Annotated in this window: 20 protein-coding genes; 9 read left to right on the forward strand and 11 right to left on the reverse strand. The window is 67.5% G+C overall.

Features of this window, described 5'->3' with window-relative positions:
- Positions 1 to 43 precede the first annotated feature (43 nt).
- The 5 genes from ACFXNW_RS25845 to ACFXNW_RS25865 all read right to left on the reverse strand — a co-directional run bounded on the left by ACFXNW_RS25845 (position 44) and on the right by ACFXNW_RS25865 (position 3,337).
- Complete coding sequence (locus ACFXNW_RS25845) at positions 44 to 250, reverse strand: DUF397 domain-containing protein (protein ID WP_379420387.1); 207 nt, start codon at positions 248 to 250, stop codon at positions 44 to 46.
- The gene (locus tag ACFXNW_RS25850) at positions 247 to 1,128 is read right to left on the reverse strand and encodes a helix-turn-helix domain-containing protein (protein ID WP_379420388.1); all 882 of its coding nucleotides are present in this window, start codon (positions 1,126 to 1,128) and stop codon (positions 247 to 249) included. The genes ACFXNW_RS25845 and ACFXNW_RS25850 overlap by 4 nt, the downstream gene beginning before the upstream one ends.
- A gap of 309 nt (positions 1,129 to 1,437) precedes the next feature.
- Positions 1,438 to 2,262, reverse strand: coding sequence for a class I SAM-dependent methyltransferase (locus tag ACFXNW_RS25855; RefSeq protein ID WP_379420389.1), 825 nt, complete (start codon positions 2,260 to 2,262; stop codon positions 1,438 to 1,440).
- A complete protein-coding gene (locus tag ACFXNW_RS25860) occupies positions 2,232 to 2,747 on the reverse strand; it encodes a DUF2505 domain-containing protein (protein ID WP_379420390.1) in 516 nt (171 codons plus the stop codon). Before ACFXNW_RS25860 ends, ACFXNW_RS25855 begins: the two co-directional genes overlap by 31 nt.
- Positions 2,748 to 2,851: 104 nt before the next feature.
- Positions 2,852 to 3,337, reverse strand: a complete 486-nt coding sequence (locus ACFXNW_RS25865) for a DUF2505 domain-containing protein (protein WP_379420391.1) — start codon at positions 3,335 to 3,337, stop codon at positions 2,852 to 2,854.
- A 42-nt stretch (positions 3,338 to 3,379) separates the two neighbouring features.
- On the opposite strand from ACFXNW_RS25865, the gene ACFXNW_RS25870 reads away from it, so the two are divergent.
- Together ACFXNW_RS25870 and ACFXNW_RS25875 are read left to right on the forward strand one after the other, a co-directional pair.
- Positions 3,380 to 4,468, forward strand: coding sequence for a UDP-N-acetylmuramate dehydrogenase (locus tag ACFXNW_RS25870; protein WP_379420602.1), 1,089 nt, complete (start codon positions 3,380 to 3,382; stop codon positions 4,466 to 4,468).
- 153 nt (positions 4,469 to 4,621) lie between these two features.
- On the forward strand, positions 4,622 to 5,863 hold the full coding sequence (locus tag ACFXNW_RS25875) for an Ig-like domain-containing protein (RefSeq protein WP_379420392.1): 1,242 nt from the start codon (positions 4,622 to 4,624) through the stop codon (positions 5,861 to 5,863).
- A 9-nt stretch (positions 5,864 to 5,872) separates the two neighbouring features.
- Here ACFXNW_RS25875 and ACFXNW_RS25880 read toward each other — a convergent pair whose 3' ends face one another.
- The 3 genes from ACFXNW_RS25880 to ACFXNW_RS25890 form a co-directional block, all read right to left on the reverse strand.
- On the reverse strand, positions 5,873 to 6,385 hold the full coding sequence (locus tag ACFXNW_RS25880) for a YbjN domain-containing protein (RefSeq protein WP_379420393.1): 513 nt from the start codon (positions 6,383 to 6,385) through the stop codon (positions 5,873 to 5,875).
- Positions 6,382 to 7,761: a D-inositol-3-phosphate glycosyltransferase gene (gene mshA / locus ACFXNW_RS25885; RefSeq protein ID WP_379420394.1), complete on the reverse strand. Its 1,380-nt coding sequence runs from the start codon at positions 7,759 to 7,761 to the stop codon at positions 6,382 to 6,384. Before mshA ends, ACFXNW_RS25880 begins: the two co-directional genes overlap by 4 nt.
- Before the next feature lie 135 nt (positions 7,762 to 7,896).
- Positions 7,897 to 8,718, reverse strand: a complete 822-nt coding sequence (locus ACFXNW_RS25890; protein ID WP_379420395.1) for an alpha/beta fold hydrolase — start codon at positions 8,716 to 8,718, stop codon at positions 7,897 to 7,899.
- Between the two features lie 159 nt (positions 8,719 to 8,877).
- On the opposite strand from ACFXNW_RS25890, the gene ACFXNW_RS25895 reads away from it, so the two are divergent.
- Complete coding sequence (locus tag ACFXNW_RS25895; RefSeq protein WP_379420396.1) at positions 8,878 to 9,615, forward strand: SDR family NAD(P)-dependent oxidoreductase; 738 nt, start codon at positions 8,878 to 8,880, stop codon at positions 9,613 to 9,615.
- A gap of 69 nt (positions 9,616 to 9,684) precedes the next feature.
- Here ACFXNW_RS25895 and ACFXNW_RS25900 read toward each other — a convergent pair whose 3' ends face one another.
- Together ACFXNW_RS25900 and ACFXNW_RS25905 are read right to left on the reverse strand one after the other, a co-directional pair.
- Positions 9,685 to 10,017 (reverse strand): YnfA family protein, encoded by a 333-nt coding sequence (locus tag ACFXNW_RS25900; RefSeq protein WP_379420397.1) that lies wholly within the window; start codon positions 10,015 to 10,017, stop codon positions 9,685 to 9,687.
- Positions 10,018 to 10,076: 59 nt separating this feature from the next.
- The gene (locus ACFXNW_RS25905; RefSeq protein ID WP_379420398.1) at positions 10,077 to 10,451 is read right to left on the reverse strand and encodes a MerR family transcriptional regulator; all 375 of its coding nucleotides are present in this window, start codon (positions 10,449 to 10,451) and stop codon (positions 10,077 to 10,079) included.
- A gap of 58 nt (positions 10,452 to 10,509) precedes the next feature.
- Here ACFXNW_RS25905 and ACFXNW_RS25910 point away from each other — a divergent pair, with 58 nt between their 5' ends.
- The 4 genes from ACFXNW_RS25910 (at position 10,510) to ACFXNW_RS25925 (ending at position 13,370) form a co-directional block, all read left to right on the forward strand.
- Positions 10,510 to 11,280, forward strand: a complete 771-nt coding sequence (locus ACFXNW_RS25910; RefSeq protein WP_379420399.1) for an SDR family NAD(P)-dependent oxidoreductase — start codon at positions 10,510 to 10,512, stop codon at positions 11,278 to 11,280.
- 45 nt (positions 11,281 to 11,325) lie between these two features.
- Positions 11,326 to 11,772, forward strand: a complete 447-nt coding sequence (locus ACFXNW_RS25915) for an SgcJ/EcaC family oxidoreductase (RefSeq protein ID WP_379420400.1) — start codon at positions 11,326 to 11,328, stop codon at positions 11,770 to 11,772.
- A gap of 79 nt (positions 11,773 to 11,851) precedes the next feature.
- Positions 11,852 to 12,625, forward strand: a complete 774-nt coding sequence (locus ACFXNW_RS25920) for an SDR family oxidoreductase (protein ID WP_379420401.1) — start codon at positions 11,852 to 11,854, stop codon at positions 12,623 to 12,625.
- A 124-nt stretch (positions 12,626 to 12,749) separates the two neighbouring features.
- Positions 12,750 to 13,370: an antibiotic biosynthesis monooxygenase gene (locus tag ACFXNW_RS25925; protein WP_379420402.1), complete on the forward strand. Its 621-nt coding sequence runs from the start codon at positions 12,750 to 12,752 to the stop codon at positions 13,368 to 13,370.
- 107 nt (positions 13,371 to 13,477) lie between these two features.
- On the opposite strand, the gene ACFXNW_RS25930 is transcribed toward ACFXNW_RS25925, so the two are convergent.
- A complete protein-coding gene (locus tag ACFXNW_RS25930) occupies positions 13,478 to 13,813 on the reverse strand; it encodes an antibiotic biosynthesis monooxygenase family protein (protein ID WP_379420403.1) in 336 nt (111 codons plus the stop codon).
- Between the two features lie 185 nt (positions 13,814 to 13,998).
- Between ACFXNW_RS25930 and ACFXNW_RS25935 the strand changes: the two genes are divergently transcribed.
- Entirely contained in the window at positions 13,999 to 14,895 is an 897-nt protein-coding gene (locus ACFXNW_RS25935) for an ROK family protein (RefSeq protein ID WP_379420404.1), read from the forward strand.
- A gap of 179 nt (positions 14,896 to 15,074) precedes the next feature.
- Positions 15,075 to 15,812 carry a phosphoglyceromutase gene (locus tag ACFXNW_RS25940; RefSeq protein ID WP_379420405.1) on the forward strand — a complete coding sequence of 246 codons (738 nt, stop codon included), beginning with the start codon at positions 15,075 to 15,077 and terminating at the stop codon, positions 15,810 to 15,812.
- The last annotated feature ends 50 nt before the right edge of the window (positions 15,813 to 15,862 follow it).

Raw genomic sequence — 15,862 nt, forward strand, 5'->3', positions numbered from 1 at the left:
CTCAGAGACACGCTCGAGCGTCCAGGGCTCGCGCACTGTGGTTCTAGCGGTGGTCGAACTTGCCGCCCGCCACTCCGGCGGTGAACGCTTGCCACTCGCCCGGACCGAAGACGAGCGCGCCTCCGGACGGGTTCTTGGAGTCACGGACACCGACCAGCTCTGCATCAAGGAAAGCGACTTCCACGCAATCCTGGGTTGCGTCGCTGCGGCTGCTCTTGAACCAATGTGCATCAGACAGGTCAACGTTCACTGTAGAAACTCCTTAGCTACCTGGCGGAGCAGGCCCCTGCTGTCCACAGCATCCAGCGCACGATCCTGGAATGCCTTGTACGCCTGATGGTACCGGTGAACATCCTTCGGCTTCTCGAAATACATGCCACCGACGATGCCGGGCACATAGACGACAGGCGGCTCAACCAACCCGCCAACGCGGTTGGCGCCGAAGTCGAGGATTGTGAACTGTCCGACGCTATGGCCGCCTGGAACGCCCGCCTCATTGGGCAGTACACGCAAAGTGACGTTCGGCCGCGTACTCATGTCTGCGAGTCGTTTGAGCTGGACGCCTGTGATCTTTCCGTCGCCGATTGTGCGGCGCAGTACCGATTCGTGCAGCACGACATTGACTTCCACCGGCCGACGTTTCCGGGTAACGATCATCTGCCGGTACTGCCGCATCTGCACTCGCCGTTCGTGTTCGGCCGGAGCCTCGTCGGGGAGCGCTTCCCGCACCAGTACCCGCGTGTAGTCCGCAGTCTGCAAGATCCCTGGAACCAAGTCCGGGTGGTACGACGTGAACGTCTGCGCAGCCGCTTCCATCCCCATGTACACGTCGAAGTTCTCCGGAATCAGATCCCCGAACTCATGCCACCAACTCTTCTCGCTCGTCTGCCGCGCCAGGCCGACATAGGCGGCGACGAGGTGTTCGGGTACCCCGTACAGTTCGCAGGCGGCTTCGACGTGGCCAAGGTTTACTTTTCCGTTCTGTCCGTGTTCGAGCCGATACAAACTGGTGGAACCAATGCCGAGTAGTTGAGCCGCCTGTGGCTGGCTGAGCCCGGCGCGGGTGCGCCAGTCCATCAGGTAGCGCCCGAGTTGGCGGCGCGGCAATGTGGATCCGGTGTCCTGCATGGAAGTCCTCCCCATCGAGGGCGGGCCGATCGACCCGCAAACGGGTAGAGCAATGGCACTGCCGCGGAAACCATGCTGGGCTTTTGCATCGTGCGGGCCGACTGGCCCTGCATTCGCCATTCCGCTTCCGCGACAGATGTTTCGCTGTTGCACGCAGATACCGCTCGAGAACCCCAACATCACAATAGCACAACTGTATCAGTCGTAAACCATTCGCACACAACGGTATTGGAGTCCATCAGGGATATTCCAGCCGAGATATTCACCTGCAGAAACCAACGCGGGCGCCGCCCGAGTGGCCTGCGGAACTCACATGCGGTCGGCCACCGACTCGTCCAGCGGCGACGGCGCCACCACCTCCCACGGCACCGACAGCACGTTGTCCCGCATCCGCCTGCGGTACTCGCGCACTGGGAAACCTTGCTCGCGCAAGAGGTGTGCGGCGGCACGCCAGCGCGCTCGCGGACCGAACGGCGCCAGCGGCGCGGCGTGTGACCACGCGCGGTCGGCGGCGGTGAGCAGCGCGTGCACGCCTTCGCCGGGAATGTTGCGGTGGATCAACACCTTCGGGAGACGTTCGGCGATATCGGAGGGTCGCTCGACGGTGAACGGATCCCAGGCCAGGGTGAGCGAGAGCGGGCCGGTGTGGTCGAGCAGCACCCACGCGCTGCGGCGGCCGAGTTCGTCGCAGGTGCCGTCTACCAGCAGGCCTCCGGGGGCGAGGCCGGAGGTGATCGTCGACCAGGCCTCGGGCACAGCCGATTCCGGGTACTGGCGCAGGACGTTGAACGCGCGGACCAGCACCGGCCGCAGCCCGGCGAGTTCGAAGCCGCCGCGGGCGAAGCTCACGCCGTCACGTCCGGGCACCACACGCTCCGGGTCGATCTCCAGACCGACCACACGCACGTCGGGCCGGACCGTGCGCAGTCGCGCGGCCAGCTCGAACGTGGTCCACGGGCTCGCGCCGTAGCCGAGATCGACCACCAGCGGATCGGTGGCCGCGTGCAACCTGGCGGTGACCAGGTCGTCGTTGATCAGCCAGCGGTCACTGCGGCGCAACCGGTTGACGCCGGTGGTGCCGCGCGTGATCGTGCCGACCGGATTCAGCTGGTGGGGTTTTGCTCTTCCAGCCACGTCTGGGTCACCTCGGCCTCGGCACGGAACAGGTCGACTAGGTTGACCAGCATCAGTTGCTCGAGGCGCGGGCCGACCATCGGGATGAACACCTTCGCCTCGGAGGAGAAACGCATGGTGCAGCCGGTCTCGGTGGGGAACAGGTGCATGGTTCCGGTGAGACTGCCGGGGCCCGCTGGAATGGAGGCGGAGTATTTGCCGGTGACCTCGGGCCCGAACGGTCCGTAGCTCTCCTTGCGGGTGATCACCATGTCCTTGCGCATCACCGTCTGCGCGATCTCGGGCAGGGTTTCGCGCGGCAGGATGTGGTGCAGCACCACCTCGATACCGTCGTCATCGGATTCGAGGCTCACCACGTCGTTGGGCGAGAACTTCCGCATTTCCTCGATCCGGGCCTCCCAGTAATCCCGGTTCGACAGCGCCGCGTACAGCTCTTTGGTGGTATGCAGCGGGTAGCGGGCGGAGTAGTCCAGTCGTCGAGCCATGGGCGGTTACGTTACCGGGACCAGTTGTCGCGGCAGCGCCGGGCGGTGGAAGGAGGGACCGGCCACAAACCGGTCCCCGGCGGCGCCGTCGGCGTCACAGTCGGTCAGCTCTCGGAGATCCAAGCGTTGGTGAACTCGGTCTCCTCGGCCAGCAGTTCGGTGAGGCGTTCGGCGATCGCGGCCTCGATCTTGCCGCCGAACAGCGGAACCTTGACCTCGATCCCACCGTCGACCACGGCGGTAGCGCCCGCGTCGACATCGCTGAGGGTGATCGTCCCGCGGACTTCGGCGGGCGCACCCTCCACCCGCGCCTCGAACGTCGCGGAATTACCGGTCCAGCTCTCGATCCGCGGAATGATGAGGTCACCGGGGCGAACGGCGGTGATCGCCGCGGGTAGCAGCTCGGCGGCGATGGCCTGCACCATCTCGATACGTACCTGCTCACCCTCGACGGTGACCGAATCCAGCCGGGCATTCGGCCCACCGACGGCCGCGATCCGGTCCTTCCAGTACTGCTCGTCGGCGAACGCCGCGCGCACCGCAGCAACCGGATGGGTGTAGCGGGCCGTATACGCCAGGGGTGTAGCCATGGTCGGACACGCTACCGTCTGGCTGTGCGAACTTCACGGTTGGTGTCCTCGGAACAAGTGCGTGACCTGCTGTCGGGGACCGGTGCGACGGTCCGCGACGGGGTGCGCCTAGCGGACCTGACGACGCTGCGGGTCGGCGGCCCGGCCACCGTCGCCGACTGCGCGAGCACCGACGCCCTGGTGGCGGCGGTCCGCGCCCTCGACGCGGCCGGAGTACCCCTGCTGCTGCTCGCCGGTGGCTCGAATCTGCTCATCGATGACGCCGGGTTCGCCGGTGTGGTGGTGCGGGTGGCCAATGACGCGGTCACCTTCGGTGCGGACAGTGTGCTCGCGGAGGCGGGCGCGAACTGGGACGCCGTGGTCGCGGCCACCGTCGACGCCGGATTCGGTGGCCTGGAATGCCTGTCCGGGATTCCTGGCTCGGCCGGGGCGACGCCGGTGCAGAACGTCGGCGCGTACGGCGTCGAGGTCGACCGGCTGCTGCGCCGGATCCAGCTGCTCGACCGCACCACCGGCGAGATCGGCTGGGTCGAACCGGCCGAGCTGGGTTTCGGCTACCGCACCAGCGTGCTCAAGCACAGGGATCGGGCGGTGGTGCTCGCGGTGGAGTTCGCGTTGGATCCGAGCGGTGCCAGCGCACCGTTGCGGTATGGGGAACTCGCTCGGGTTCTCGGCGCGACAGACGGTGAATCCCGGACTGCCGCGCAGGTCAGGGCGGCTGTGCTGACCCTTCGCGCGGGCAAGGGGATGGTGCTCGATGCCGCCGATCACGACACCTGGAGCGCGGGCTCGTTCTTCACCAACCCGGTGGTGCCGCAGGCCGAGGCGGACCAGGTGCTCGGCAAGATCCGCGCACATGTCGGCGAAGTCGCCATCCCCACCTATCCCGCACCGGACGGGGTGAAGCTGTCGGCAGGGTGGCTGATCGAACGCGCGGGCTTCGGCAAAGGCTTCCCGGGTCCGGACGCCGCCGCCCGGTTGTCGACCAAGCACACGCTGGCGCTGACCAACCGTGGTGCGGCGACCGCGACCGACCTGGTCGAGCTGGCCCGCACCGTCCGGGACGGGGTTGCCGAACGGTTCGGCATCCGGCTGGTTCCCGAGCCGGTCACCGTCGGGATCGCACTCTGACGACCCCATCTGATCGATAGCTGATCAATTGCTGTGGCGCTGGTTTGCCGGTAGCAAACTTTCCCTCCGACGTGGCTGATCACACACCCGCACGCAGGCGATCCGGCGTGGTTGTGGTCGGGCGGCCGATTTGCCGGGCGTAGATTCGATGGGGTGAGCAACCGACCAGACAAGTTCGGGCCGGCTGCCGCTGTGGCGGGCGTGCTGTTCGCGGTGGTGGCGCTGGTCGCCGGGTGCACGATCGACCGGGGTGCGGGTTCCGGGTCGGCGCCGGACGAGCCGATCGCCTCGATCACCATGACCCCGGACGACGATGCCGCCGACGTCAGCCCGACCGCGCCCGTTTCGGTGACCGTCGAGAACGGCACCATCAACCAGATCGCCCTGACCAACGCCAATGGCAAGCAGGTCAAGGGTGAGGTGTCGCCGGACAAACGCAGCTACCGCACCACCGAGCCGCTCGGCTACGACTCGTCCTACACCTGGACCGGCACCGCGATCGGCACCGACGGCAAACCCGTCCCCATCGACGGCACCTTCAGCACGCTCGCGCCGAAGGCGACCCTCCCGGCCACTCTCAATATCGGTGACGGCCAGGAGGTCGGCATCGCCGCGCCGATCATCGTGCAATTCAAGGGGTCGGTGCAGAACAAGGCCGCGGTGGAGAAGGCGCTCACCGTCACCACCGATCCGCCCACCGAGGGCGCATGGGCCTGGTTCCCCGACGACAACGGCGGCTCCCGGCTGCACTGGCGTCCCAAGGAGTACTGGACGCCGGGCACCACCGTGCATGTCGGAGCCATGCTCTACGGGCTCGACCTCGGCAACGGCGCCTACGGCGACTCCGACATCACCTCCGATTTCACCATCGGACCCGCGCAGATCGTCAAGGCCGATGCACCGAGCCACCGCATGCAGGTGGTGCGCGACGGTGCCGTCGTCTTCGACTTTCCGGTCAGCTACGGCGAGGGCAACGAGGCGCGCAACGTGACCCGCTCGGGCATTCACGTGGTGACCGAGAAGTACGAGGACTTCATGATGTCGAATCCGCCGTTCTACGAGAACGTCCGCGAGCGCTGGGCCGTGCGCATCTCCAACAACGGCGAATTCATTCACGCCAACCCGGCCTCGCTGTCGGCGCAGGGCGCGGCCAATGTCACCAACGGCTGCATCAACCTCTCGCCCGCCGATGCCGAGGCGTATTTCCCGACGGCGCGCTACGGCGACCCCGTCGAGGTCACCGGCACCCGGATCCAGCTCTCGGCCGCGGACGGCGATCTCTACGACTGGACCATCGATTGGCCGACGTGGAAGTCGATGTCGGCGCTCACCGGCAAACCCGCCACGACGGTTTCCGCTACCCCGGTGCCCCCGCAGCCTGCGGGCGGGCGCTGAGCGCTCGGCTCAGGCGTCGGGGGATTCCTCGATGAGGTGCTCGAACGCGCGCAGATTCTTCAGCGATTCCCCGCGGGAGACCCGCCACTTCCATTCCTTGCGGATGGATTCGGCGAACCCCAATTCGAGCAGGGTGTTGAAGTCGAAATCGACGGCCTCGAGGACCTGGCCGAAGATGCGGTCCAGCTCGTCGGGGATGACGGCATGGGTGGACAGCCGCCCGACGAGGTAGATGTCGCCGACGCGGTCCAGGGTGTACGCCACGCCGTAGAGCTTGCGGTTGCGGCGCAGCAGGTATTTGTAGACGCCCTCGAAGTTCTCGTCCGGCTTGCGGCAGACGAACGATTCGATGCGCACGCCGTGCTTGCCGACGGTGAGCATGAGCGTGGTCTTCAGCTTGCGCTCACCGGGCAGGACGACGACGAAGGTGTCGTCGGCGGGACGGGTGTATTCGATCTCGCGCTCGGCCAGCGTCGCGTCGATCACGTCCGCGGTGGCAGCTGCCTCGGATGCCCGGCTCATCGGCGTGCTCCTGTCCGGCGGCGCCACAGCGCCCGTGATCTGGCCTGATTGTCGCCGAGGATAGTGGGCCTGACCGCTGCCGTGGGGAGGCTACCGAGTCCGGCGCGGTCGGCGGCGAACCGCGACAGCGCAGCCGAATAACTGGCCAGCAGGCCGTCGGCGGTGTGCGCCCAGGAGAATTCCGCGGCGTGCTCGACGGCGCGCGCGCCCATCTGTTCGAGCCTGGCGGGTGCGTCGAGCAGTGTGGTCAGTGCGTCGGCCCAGTCGTCGGTGCGATGGCCGGGAACCAGCAGACCGGTGTGCTGATCGCGGACCGCCGTGCCGAGCCCGCCCACATCGGCGGCGAGCACCGGGGTGCCGCTGGCCTGCGCCTCCAGCGCGACAAGGCCGAAAGATTCGTTGTAGCTGGGGACCGCGACCAGGTCGGCGGCGCGATAGATCTGCACCAGCCGGTCCGAGGACTGCGGCGGCAGGAACGTCACCCGATCGGCGATGCCGAGCTCGGCAGCGAGGTCGATGAGCGCGTCCGGGCGTTTGAGCCCACTGCCCGACGGTCCGCCGACGATGAGTACGCGCAGCTTGCGGCTCGGATCGCGGTGCAGGGCCGCGGCTGCGGCGCGAACAAGAACGTCAGGTGCCTTCAGCGGCTGGATGCGGCCGATGAACGCGACGATCTGCTCGTCGCCTGCCAGACCCAACTCGGCGCGGGCAGCGGCCTTGTCGCCCGGACAGTAGCGACTCAGATCGGCGCCGGGGGGTACCACGTCGATGCGGTCGGCTTCGGCGCCATAGAGCTCGACGAGCTGACGCGCCTCCTCACCGGTATTGGCCACCATCCGGTCGGCCTCCGCGATCACCTGCTTCTCGCCGATCTCCCGGGTCGCCGGTTCCGGACAATCGCCCTCGGCCAGCGCGGCATTCTTCACGGCCGCGAGGGTGTGCGCGGTGTGCACCAGCGGCACCCGCCAGCGGTCGCGGGCCAGCCAGCCCACCTGACCGGAGAGCCAGTAATGCGAATGCACCAGGTCGTAATGGCCGGGCAGATGCCGAGCCTCCTGCCGCAGCACCTCGGCGGTGAACGGGCACAGCTGAGTGGGCAGGTCGTGCTTGTCCAGGCCCTCGAACGGGCCCGCCACCACATTGCGCACCAGCACGCCCGGCGCGGCTTCCTGCACCGGCGGGACATTCGAGGAGGTGGCGCGGGTGAAGATCTCCACCTCGGTACCGCGACGAGCCAGCTCGACGGCGGTTTGCAGCACGTAGACGTTCATGCCGCCCGCATCGCCGGTACCTGGTTGCGCGAGTGGTGAGGTGTGCACCGACAACACCGCGATCCGACGGGGCCGTGGTTCCGGGCGTTCACTCACAATGTCCATACTGCATGGTGTAACGCCACGTTCAGGCGCCCGCTTCCCGACGAGTGACAGCCATCACAGACCGGCCGTGAGGGTGGTCACCCGATCCGCTGCGGACGCGCAGGCCCGGGCCGTGCGGCGCTCGGCGCGGGTCGTTCAGAGGCCGTCGATGAACTCGCCGACTTCGCGGACGAAGCGCTCGCGATCCTCGATGAACAGGCCGTGCTGGGCGTCCTCCCAGAACGACGTGCGCGATTTCGGGGCCAGCTCGGCGATGTATCGGCCGTTGTCGATCGGGACAACGGGGTCGGCGGTGCCGTGGAGCACCAGCACCGGAATGTCGAGGTTGCGCAGGGTCTCGGAGTTGTCCACCGTCCGGTAGAACAGCGCTTTGCGTACGAACGGCGGGGTCGACAGGCTCGCGCCGAACAAACGCTGGGCGTCGGCGCCGGTGTCCGCGCCCGGTCCGGTATTGGAGTTGCCGAACGCAGCGAATCCGCGCATGGCCCGGCCTGCGCTCTCCTCGAACACCGACGGAATCGCGGTCTCCATCGCCGGGCCGACGCCCGCACCGGGGATGCCGGGGCCGATATTGGCCAGCGATCCGGTGTAGATCACGCCCGCGATCGCGCCCGTACCGCAAGCGGTCAGGTAATCGCTGATCGCGATCCCGCCGTAGGACCAGCCGAGCAGCACGGCGCCCGACTCGATCGATTCGGCGGACAGGACTGCGGCCAGGTCGGCGGCCCAGTTCTTCGGGTCGTCGTAGCCGGTCGCGGGTGCACCCGAGTAGCCGTGCCCGCGCAGGTCGACCGCGATCACCCGGTACCGCTCGGCGAGATCCTCGGCAGCCCGGCCCCAGGACCGCAGGTTCGCCGACCAGCCGTGCAACAGCACCAGTGGCCTGCCCTCGGCCGGACCGCTGACCCGGTAGACGATGGTTGTTCCGTCAGCGCTGACGACTTCCCGAATAGCCATGCTCGTCAGGCTAGCGTTTCGTCCCCGGGTCCGGCCCGGTGCGGATCGGGTCGAAGACCCGCCCCTTTAGGCTTGGCGCATGAGCGAGCGCAGCGAGCGAACAGTCAACGCAGCCACGAGTGTGCTCGTGCTCGAGCCGAGCGCCGGCGAGGTGAAAGCATGAGCACACGCACCGCCGTCGTCACCGGAGCCAGCTCGGGAATCGGGGAGGCCACCGCCCGCGAGCTCGCCGATCAGGGTTACCACGTGTATGTCGGTGCTCGCAGGCTCGACCGTTTGCAGCGGCTGGCCGACGAGATCGGCGGTACCGCGCTCGAACTCGATGTGACCTCCGAGGATTCGGTGCGGGCGTTCACCGACGCGATCGACCGGGTGGATGTGCTGGTGAACAATGCCGGCGGGGCGAAGGGCCTCGCGACCGTCGCCGAGGCCGATCTCGACGACTGGCGCTGGATGTGGGAGACCAACGTCCTGGGCACGCTGCGGGTGACCAAGGCGCTGCTGCCCAAGCTCATCGACTCCGGCGACGGACTCATCGTCACCATCACCTCCGTGGCCGCCTTCCACGCCTACGACAACGGCTCCGGCTACACCTCCGCCAAGCACGCCCAAGCCGTCCTGCACCGCACCCTGCGCGGCGAGCTGCTCGGCAAACCGGTCCGCCTCACCGAAATCGCTCCAGGCGCCGTGGAAACCGAATTCTCCCTGGTCCGCTTCGAAGGCGACGAAAACCGCGCCGCCAAGGTCTACGAAGGCATCGACCCCCTCGTAGCCAAGGACATCGCCGAAATCGTCGCCTTCACCGCCTCCCGCCCCCCACACGTCAACCTCGACCAAATCATCGTCAAACCCCGCGACCAAGCCGACCCCGGCCGCTTCGCCCGCCGCACCCCCTGACGTCGGCACGAGTGGTACCTGACGGAGCGGTCTTCTCGCGAAATGCCGCAGCCAGGTACCACTCGGCGGTCAGGTGCGTGGGGCGTACATGATGACGGCGACGCCGAGTAGGCAGATGAGGGCGCCGGTGATGTCCCAGCGGTCGGGGCGGAAGCCGTCGAGGGCCATGCCCCAGGCGAGCGAACCGGCGACGAAGACGCCGCCGTACGCGGCGAGGATGCGGCCGAAGTTCGCGTCCGGCTGGAAGGTCGCGACGAAACCGTAGAGCCCGAGTGCGATGACTCCCGCGCCGATCCACGCCCATCCCCGGTGCTCGCGCACGCCCTGCCAGACCAGCCACGCGCCGCCGATCTCGGCTACGGCGGCCAGGGCGAACAGCAGGATCGAGCGCAGCACGGTCATGGGCGCACCTTATGAGACATCGGAGTCGCGCCGGGTGGTGCCGGACACGAGGGCGCGAGTCAGGATGCCGCGTGGGCGTGCGTGCTCGGCTCGGCGGCGAGGATGGATTGCAGGATGGAGCGCGCCGCTTCTCGTTCGGCGATATCGCGGTTCATGCGGTCCAGTTCCGTGCGGAGGTCCCCGGCCATCTCCTCGCACGTCGGCGCAAGGTAGCGGCCGTCGTCGACCATGCAGGGCAGTACCTCGGCGATCACCCGGGTCGGCAGCCCGGCCGCGAGCAGGATGCGGATGCGTCGCACGGATTCCACATCGGATTCGCTGAACTCGCGGTAGCCGCTGGCGCGGCGTGCCGGTCGCAGCAGCCCCTGTTCCTCGTAGTAACGCAGTCCTCGCACGCTCATGCCGGTCTTGTGGGAAAGCTCGCCGATTCGCATGTGACCCCCGTCTCAGGTGGTTGACTCTCACGTCGACGTGAGACTTTAGCGTAACGGCATGACCGAATACGAAAGCTCGAAACCATTGGCGGGCAAGAAGGCTGTAGTCACCGGCGGCACCCACGGTATGGGGCTGGCCATCGTGCAGTCCCTGGTCGATCGCGGTGCGGAGGTGGTGCTCACCGGGCGCAACGAGGCCGGGATCGAGAAAGCGCGCGCGGAATTGGATCCGGCTGCGGCTCATACCGTTCGCTCCGATGCGACGAAACCCGCGGACATCGAAGAACTCGCCCGCATCGTCGACCAACGCCTCGGCGGTATCGATTATCTGTTCGTCAACCACGGGATCGCCGAGTTCAAGACCCTCGACGAAGCCACGGTCGAGCATTGGGATCGCGTTTTCGACGTCAATGCCAAGGGTGCGTTCTTCACCGTGCAGCGGCTCGCTCCGCTGATCAATGACGGTGGCAGCATCGTCTTCACCACGGTCTCCAACGACCGCATCTTCCCCGGGCTCAGTGCGTATTCGGCGGCGAAGGAAGCCGTGCGCGCATTCGCGAAAGTCCTTGCCGCCGAGCTGTTGCCACGCAGTATCCGGGTCAATGCCGTCGCGCCCGGTTTCATCCTTACGCCGAGTATGGGCGTTGCGGAACTGACCGAAGAGCAGCGCGCGGAATTCATCCGTGACGGTAAGGAAACGACGCCGATGGGCAGGCCTGGAACGGTCGACGAGGTCGCCTCGGCGGCGCTCTACCTGGCCGCTGACGCGACCTTCACCACGGGAACCGAATTGATCGTCGATGGCGGGTTCGCGCAGGGTCTCGGATAACCACCACTTGACCTGAAGCATGGTTCAGGTATCACGCTGTTCATCATGAGCGCAACAACATCCGAACCGCCGGTCGTCGAGGACACCTCCGTCGACCACACCGCCGACATCGCCGCGATCGAACAATTGGTCGCCGATGTCGAGACCGGCTACAACAGCAACGATGCCGAATTGATGATCAGCGGATTCACCGCGAACGCGTCGGCGGGCAATGCGGTCGGCTCGGTGATCACCGGCCGCGACGCTCTGCTCGAGGCCGGCCGCCGCGGCCTCGCAGGCTTCCTGAAGAACGAGTACGTGCACTACGAACTCACCGACATCACCTTCCTGCGTCCCGATATCGCCATCGCGCACAAGGCAGCCAGGGCAACTGCCCCGGACGGCACCCTCATCGACAAAGACCCCGCCATGGTCGCCCTCTACGTCCTGGTCAAGGAGAACGACCGCTGGTGGGTCGCCACCCGCCACAACACCCCGGTCCCAGCAGCTTGACCGAAGCCGGGCGGTGTCGCGACACGCGGTGTTGTCACACTCGCCCGCCCTACGTCGTCTATGCGGTGAAGGACATCGGATGGAGGAGGTAGTGATGCGGGTTGCGGTGCTCGGGGCGAGTGGGCGGATCGGCCGTGAGGTCGTTGATGTACTGAAAAACCAGGGGCATGAGGTTGCCGAGCTGACTCGGGCGGCGGGGGTCGACGCCTACACCGGTGCCGGGTTGGAACCGGCGCTGGACGGTGTGGATGTGGTGGTGGATGCGACCAACGCGTCGACGACAGAAACCGCTGCGGTACAAGACTTCTTCCGTACCATCGCCCGGAACGTGCAGCGGGCGGCGCCTGCGGCGGGGGTGCAGCGGATCGTGCTCGTCTCGATCATCGGCATCGATGCGTTCACCGCGGGGCACTATGCGGGCAAGCTGGCCCATGAGCGCGCCTACCGTGAAGGTCCGCTGCCGGTGCGGATTCTGCGGGCCGCGCAGTTCCACGAATTCACCGAGATGATGTTGGACTGGACCACTCGCGGTGACAGCGCCTACGTTCCGGCGACGCGGACCCAGCTCGTCGCCGCGCGCACGGTGGCCGAAGAGCTGGCGAAGCTGGCGACGGCCGATTCTGCCCTCGAGATGACCGAGATCGCCGGCCCGGAAGAACTGAACCTTGCCGCGGCCACAGCGCGCCTTGCCGCCCGTCGTGGTGCCCCGGCCCGGGTACAGGAAATTACCGACGGCGAGGATCCGAACCGCGACTTGCAGGCCGCGGGCGCCTTGCTACCCGGTCCTGGCGCGCTCATCGCGGGCCCGACCTTCGAGCAGTGGCTCGACCAGCACTACCCCGCGAACGGCTAGCTTGCCGGTTCTCTGCGCCACCGGATGATCAGCTTCGCCTCTTGCCTCCGCGACTACGAGGGAGCATCGTGAAGGGCACCGGTGGCGCCGCCGGGCGCTGCCCTGAGTAGAGAGGGGGTGGGTCGTGTTCGCGCGATCTACCACGATTCAGGCGCAACCCTCCGCTATCGACGCCGGGATTGCGCATATGCGTGATGTCGTGCTGCCTGAACTTCAAGAAATACCAGGGTGCGTCGGATTGTCGCTGATGGTGGACCGGACCAACGGCCGGTGCATCGCCACGAGTTCCTGGGAATCGGAAGCGGCCATGCGCGACAGCATGGAGCGGGTCGGTCCGATTCGTGAACGCGCGATCGCCTTGTTCGGCGGGAGCGCACATGTCGAAGAATGGGAAATCGCCGGTCTGCACCGGGCCCATCTGTCCCGCGAAGGCGCATGCGTGCGGGCAACCTGGGTCAAGACCGATCCGAGCCGCGTCGATGCGGCCGTCGAGGTCTACAAGGCCAGCACTCTGCCCGCGATGGAGGAACTCGACGGGTTCTGCAGCGCGAGCCTGATGATCAACCGCAAGTCCGGCCGAGCCGTCTCCTGCACCACCTACGACAACGCCGAGGCCATGCGGCGCAGCCGTGAGCAGTCGGCTTCCCTGCGGGTCGACGCCGCTCGGGAGACCGGTGTCGAGGCGCTCGACGTCCGCGAGTTCGAACTGGCACTGGCGCATCTGCGGGTGCCGGAAATGGCGTAAGGGGTTCTGCGAGTTCGGTGAAGCGCGTGTGAACCGGCGGGTCGCGAGAGAGCGGCCCGCCGGTTCAGCGTCCGCGCCCACCGAATCATCCGCGCTGGATGAGGCTGCTAGGCCTGCTCCGGCGCGTGCCGGAAGCTGTGGTGGCGGCGCTGTTCGGTGACGGTGATGGAGTATTCGCTGTAGAAATCGGTGCGGCCGAGGTGCTGGGCGCGACGGTGTTCGGGGTCCTCCCGCCAGGCGTCGTGGTTGGCGCGGTTGTCGAAGACGACGATGGAAACGCGTTCACCGTCGGCGGCGGTGAACGCCTTGATGTCGAGGAAGCCGGGCATGGCCCTGGCGCGTTCTTCCATGCGGTCGGCCATGGCGGAGTAGCCGTTGGCTTCGGCGTCGGGGCGCAGGCGCGAACGGAAGATGGTCACGATCTGCGGGTCGTCGTCGGTCACGTTCCTGAGCATGCGTCGGCCGATCTCCGAGCACCACTGATTTTCGAGATCGGTGTCGAACCCTTGGCCCGCCGACTGTGACCGTCCGCTGCTCAGGGGGAGGCGCCGCCGTCGAGGACGTGTCGCCCGCCGAGCCCCAGCACCGTGGGCGACAATCGGTGCCGAGACAGTGATCAGGAGGCTCGGTGGCGGTTCTTGCACTCGATATCGGCGCGACGAAGTTCGCAGCCGGGCTCGTCGACAGCACGGGCCGGGTGAGCGCGGTGCGGAAGGTGCCCGTGCCCACGGCGGAGGTCTGGGAGGTTTGCCGGCAGCTGTTGCTCGAGGTCGCCGAAGGGGGTGCGGTGACGGCGGTCGGGATCGGATCGGCGGGGCCGGTGGATGTGCCGGGCGGGATCGCGGGGCCGCTCAATATCCCCGAGTGGCGCGACGGGTTCGCCATCGTGGCCGCGATCGGCGAGTTGTTTCCCGGCGCCGCAGTGCGATTCGCCATCGACGGGGCGTGTCTTGCCTTGGCCGAACAACATTCGGGTGCGCTGCGTGGCGTACGGAACGCGCTGGCGATGACGGTGTCGTCCGGCATCGGTGGCGGCCTGCTGGTCGATGGACGAGTTTCCTCGGGTCGCACCGGGAACGCGGGGCATATCGGCCACATCGTTGTGCCCGGCTGGGACGTGCCCTGCGCTTGCGGTGGGCTCGGGTGTGTCGAGGCGGTCGCCAGTGGAATGTCGTCGGCGCGGTGGGCCAGGGAACAAGGCTGGGTGGGGGAGAACGGAGCCGAGCTGGCGCGGGCGGCCGCGGCCGGTGATCCGATCGCGCGGGCTGCGCTGGAACGTGCCGGGACCGCACTCGGCCAGGCCATCACCTCCGCAGCGGCGCTGCTCGACGTCGACACCGTCGTCATCGGCGGCGGCTTCGCCCATTCGGGTGAACCGCTGTGGGCGCCGATGCGCGCGGCCATCGCCCGGCACGCGGGCTTGAACTTCATCCGCGACCTGCGGGTGGAGCTGTCCACACTGGCCGACGGTGCGACCCTGGTCGGCGCCGCCATCCTCGCGGCAGGCCTGCCCGCGCCGGGCTGAACCTGCCCACCGATCCGCGCTGGACGGTCGGCTCGCGCTGATCGGTCCGCCCCGCGCTGAACGGCCGTCCCCGGCACGAACCCCTCGCCGCTACGCACCTGCGCCCGAACCCCTGACCGGCGGGTCCACCGCTCGAGGTGCACGCACGGCGCCGATTCGACCATGGCAGGATGGCCCGCATGACGTACACCCTCGTGTTGCTGCGCCACGGCGAGAGCGAATGGAATGCCCTGAATCTGTTCACCGGCTGGGTGGACGTCCATCTGACGGACAAGGGCATCGCCGAGGGCAAGCGGGCGGGCGAGCTGCTCGCCGAGCACGGCATCGCGCCTGACATCGTCTACACCTCGCTGCTGCGTCGCGCGATCAGCACCGCCAATATCGCGCTCGACGCCGCCGACCGCCACTGGATCCCGGTCGTGCGCGACTGGCGCCTCAACGAGCGCCATTACGGCGAGCTACAGGGCAAGAACAAGGCCCAGATCCGCGACAAGTACGGCGATGACCAGTTCATGCTGTGGCGTCGCAGCTACGACACCCCGCCGCCGGCGATCGAAGCCGATAACGAGTACAGCCAGACCGGCGATCCGCGCTACGCCGGTATCGATGTTCCACAGACCGAATGCCTGCTCGACGTGGTGAACCGGATGGTCCCGTACTGGGAGTCGACCATCTCCAAGGAGCTGCTGTCGGGCAAGACCGTGCTGGTCGCCGCACACGGCAACTCGCTGCGCGCCCTGGTCAAGCACCTGGACAAGATCTCCGACGACGATATCGCCGGCCTCAACATCCCCACCGGCATCCCGCTGCGCTACGAACTCGACGAGGACCTGCGTCCGGTGCGTCCCCGTGAGTACCTCGACCCGGAGGCCGCCGCTGCCGGTGCGGCCGCCGTGGCGAGCCAGGGTGGGAAATAACCCCCAGCGATACCTCTCGATCAGCGCGCCGCGTCCCGTTCCGGGACGCG

Origin of the sequence: Nocardia sp. NPDC059180, assembly GCF_042754945.1 — a bacterium.
Taxonomy (GTDB): Bacteria; Actinomycetota; Actinomycetes; order Mycobacteriales; family Mycobacteriaceae; genus Nocardia.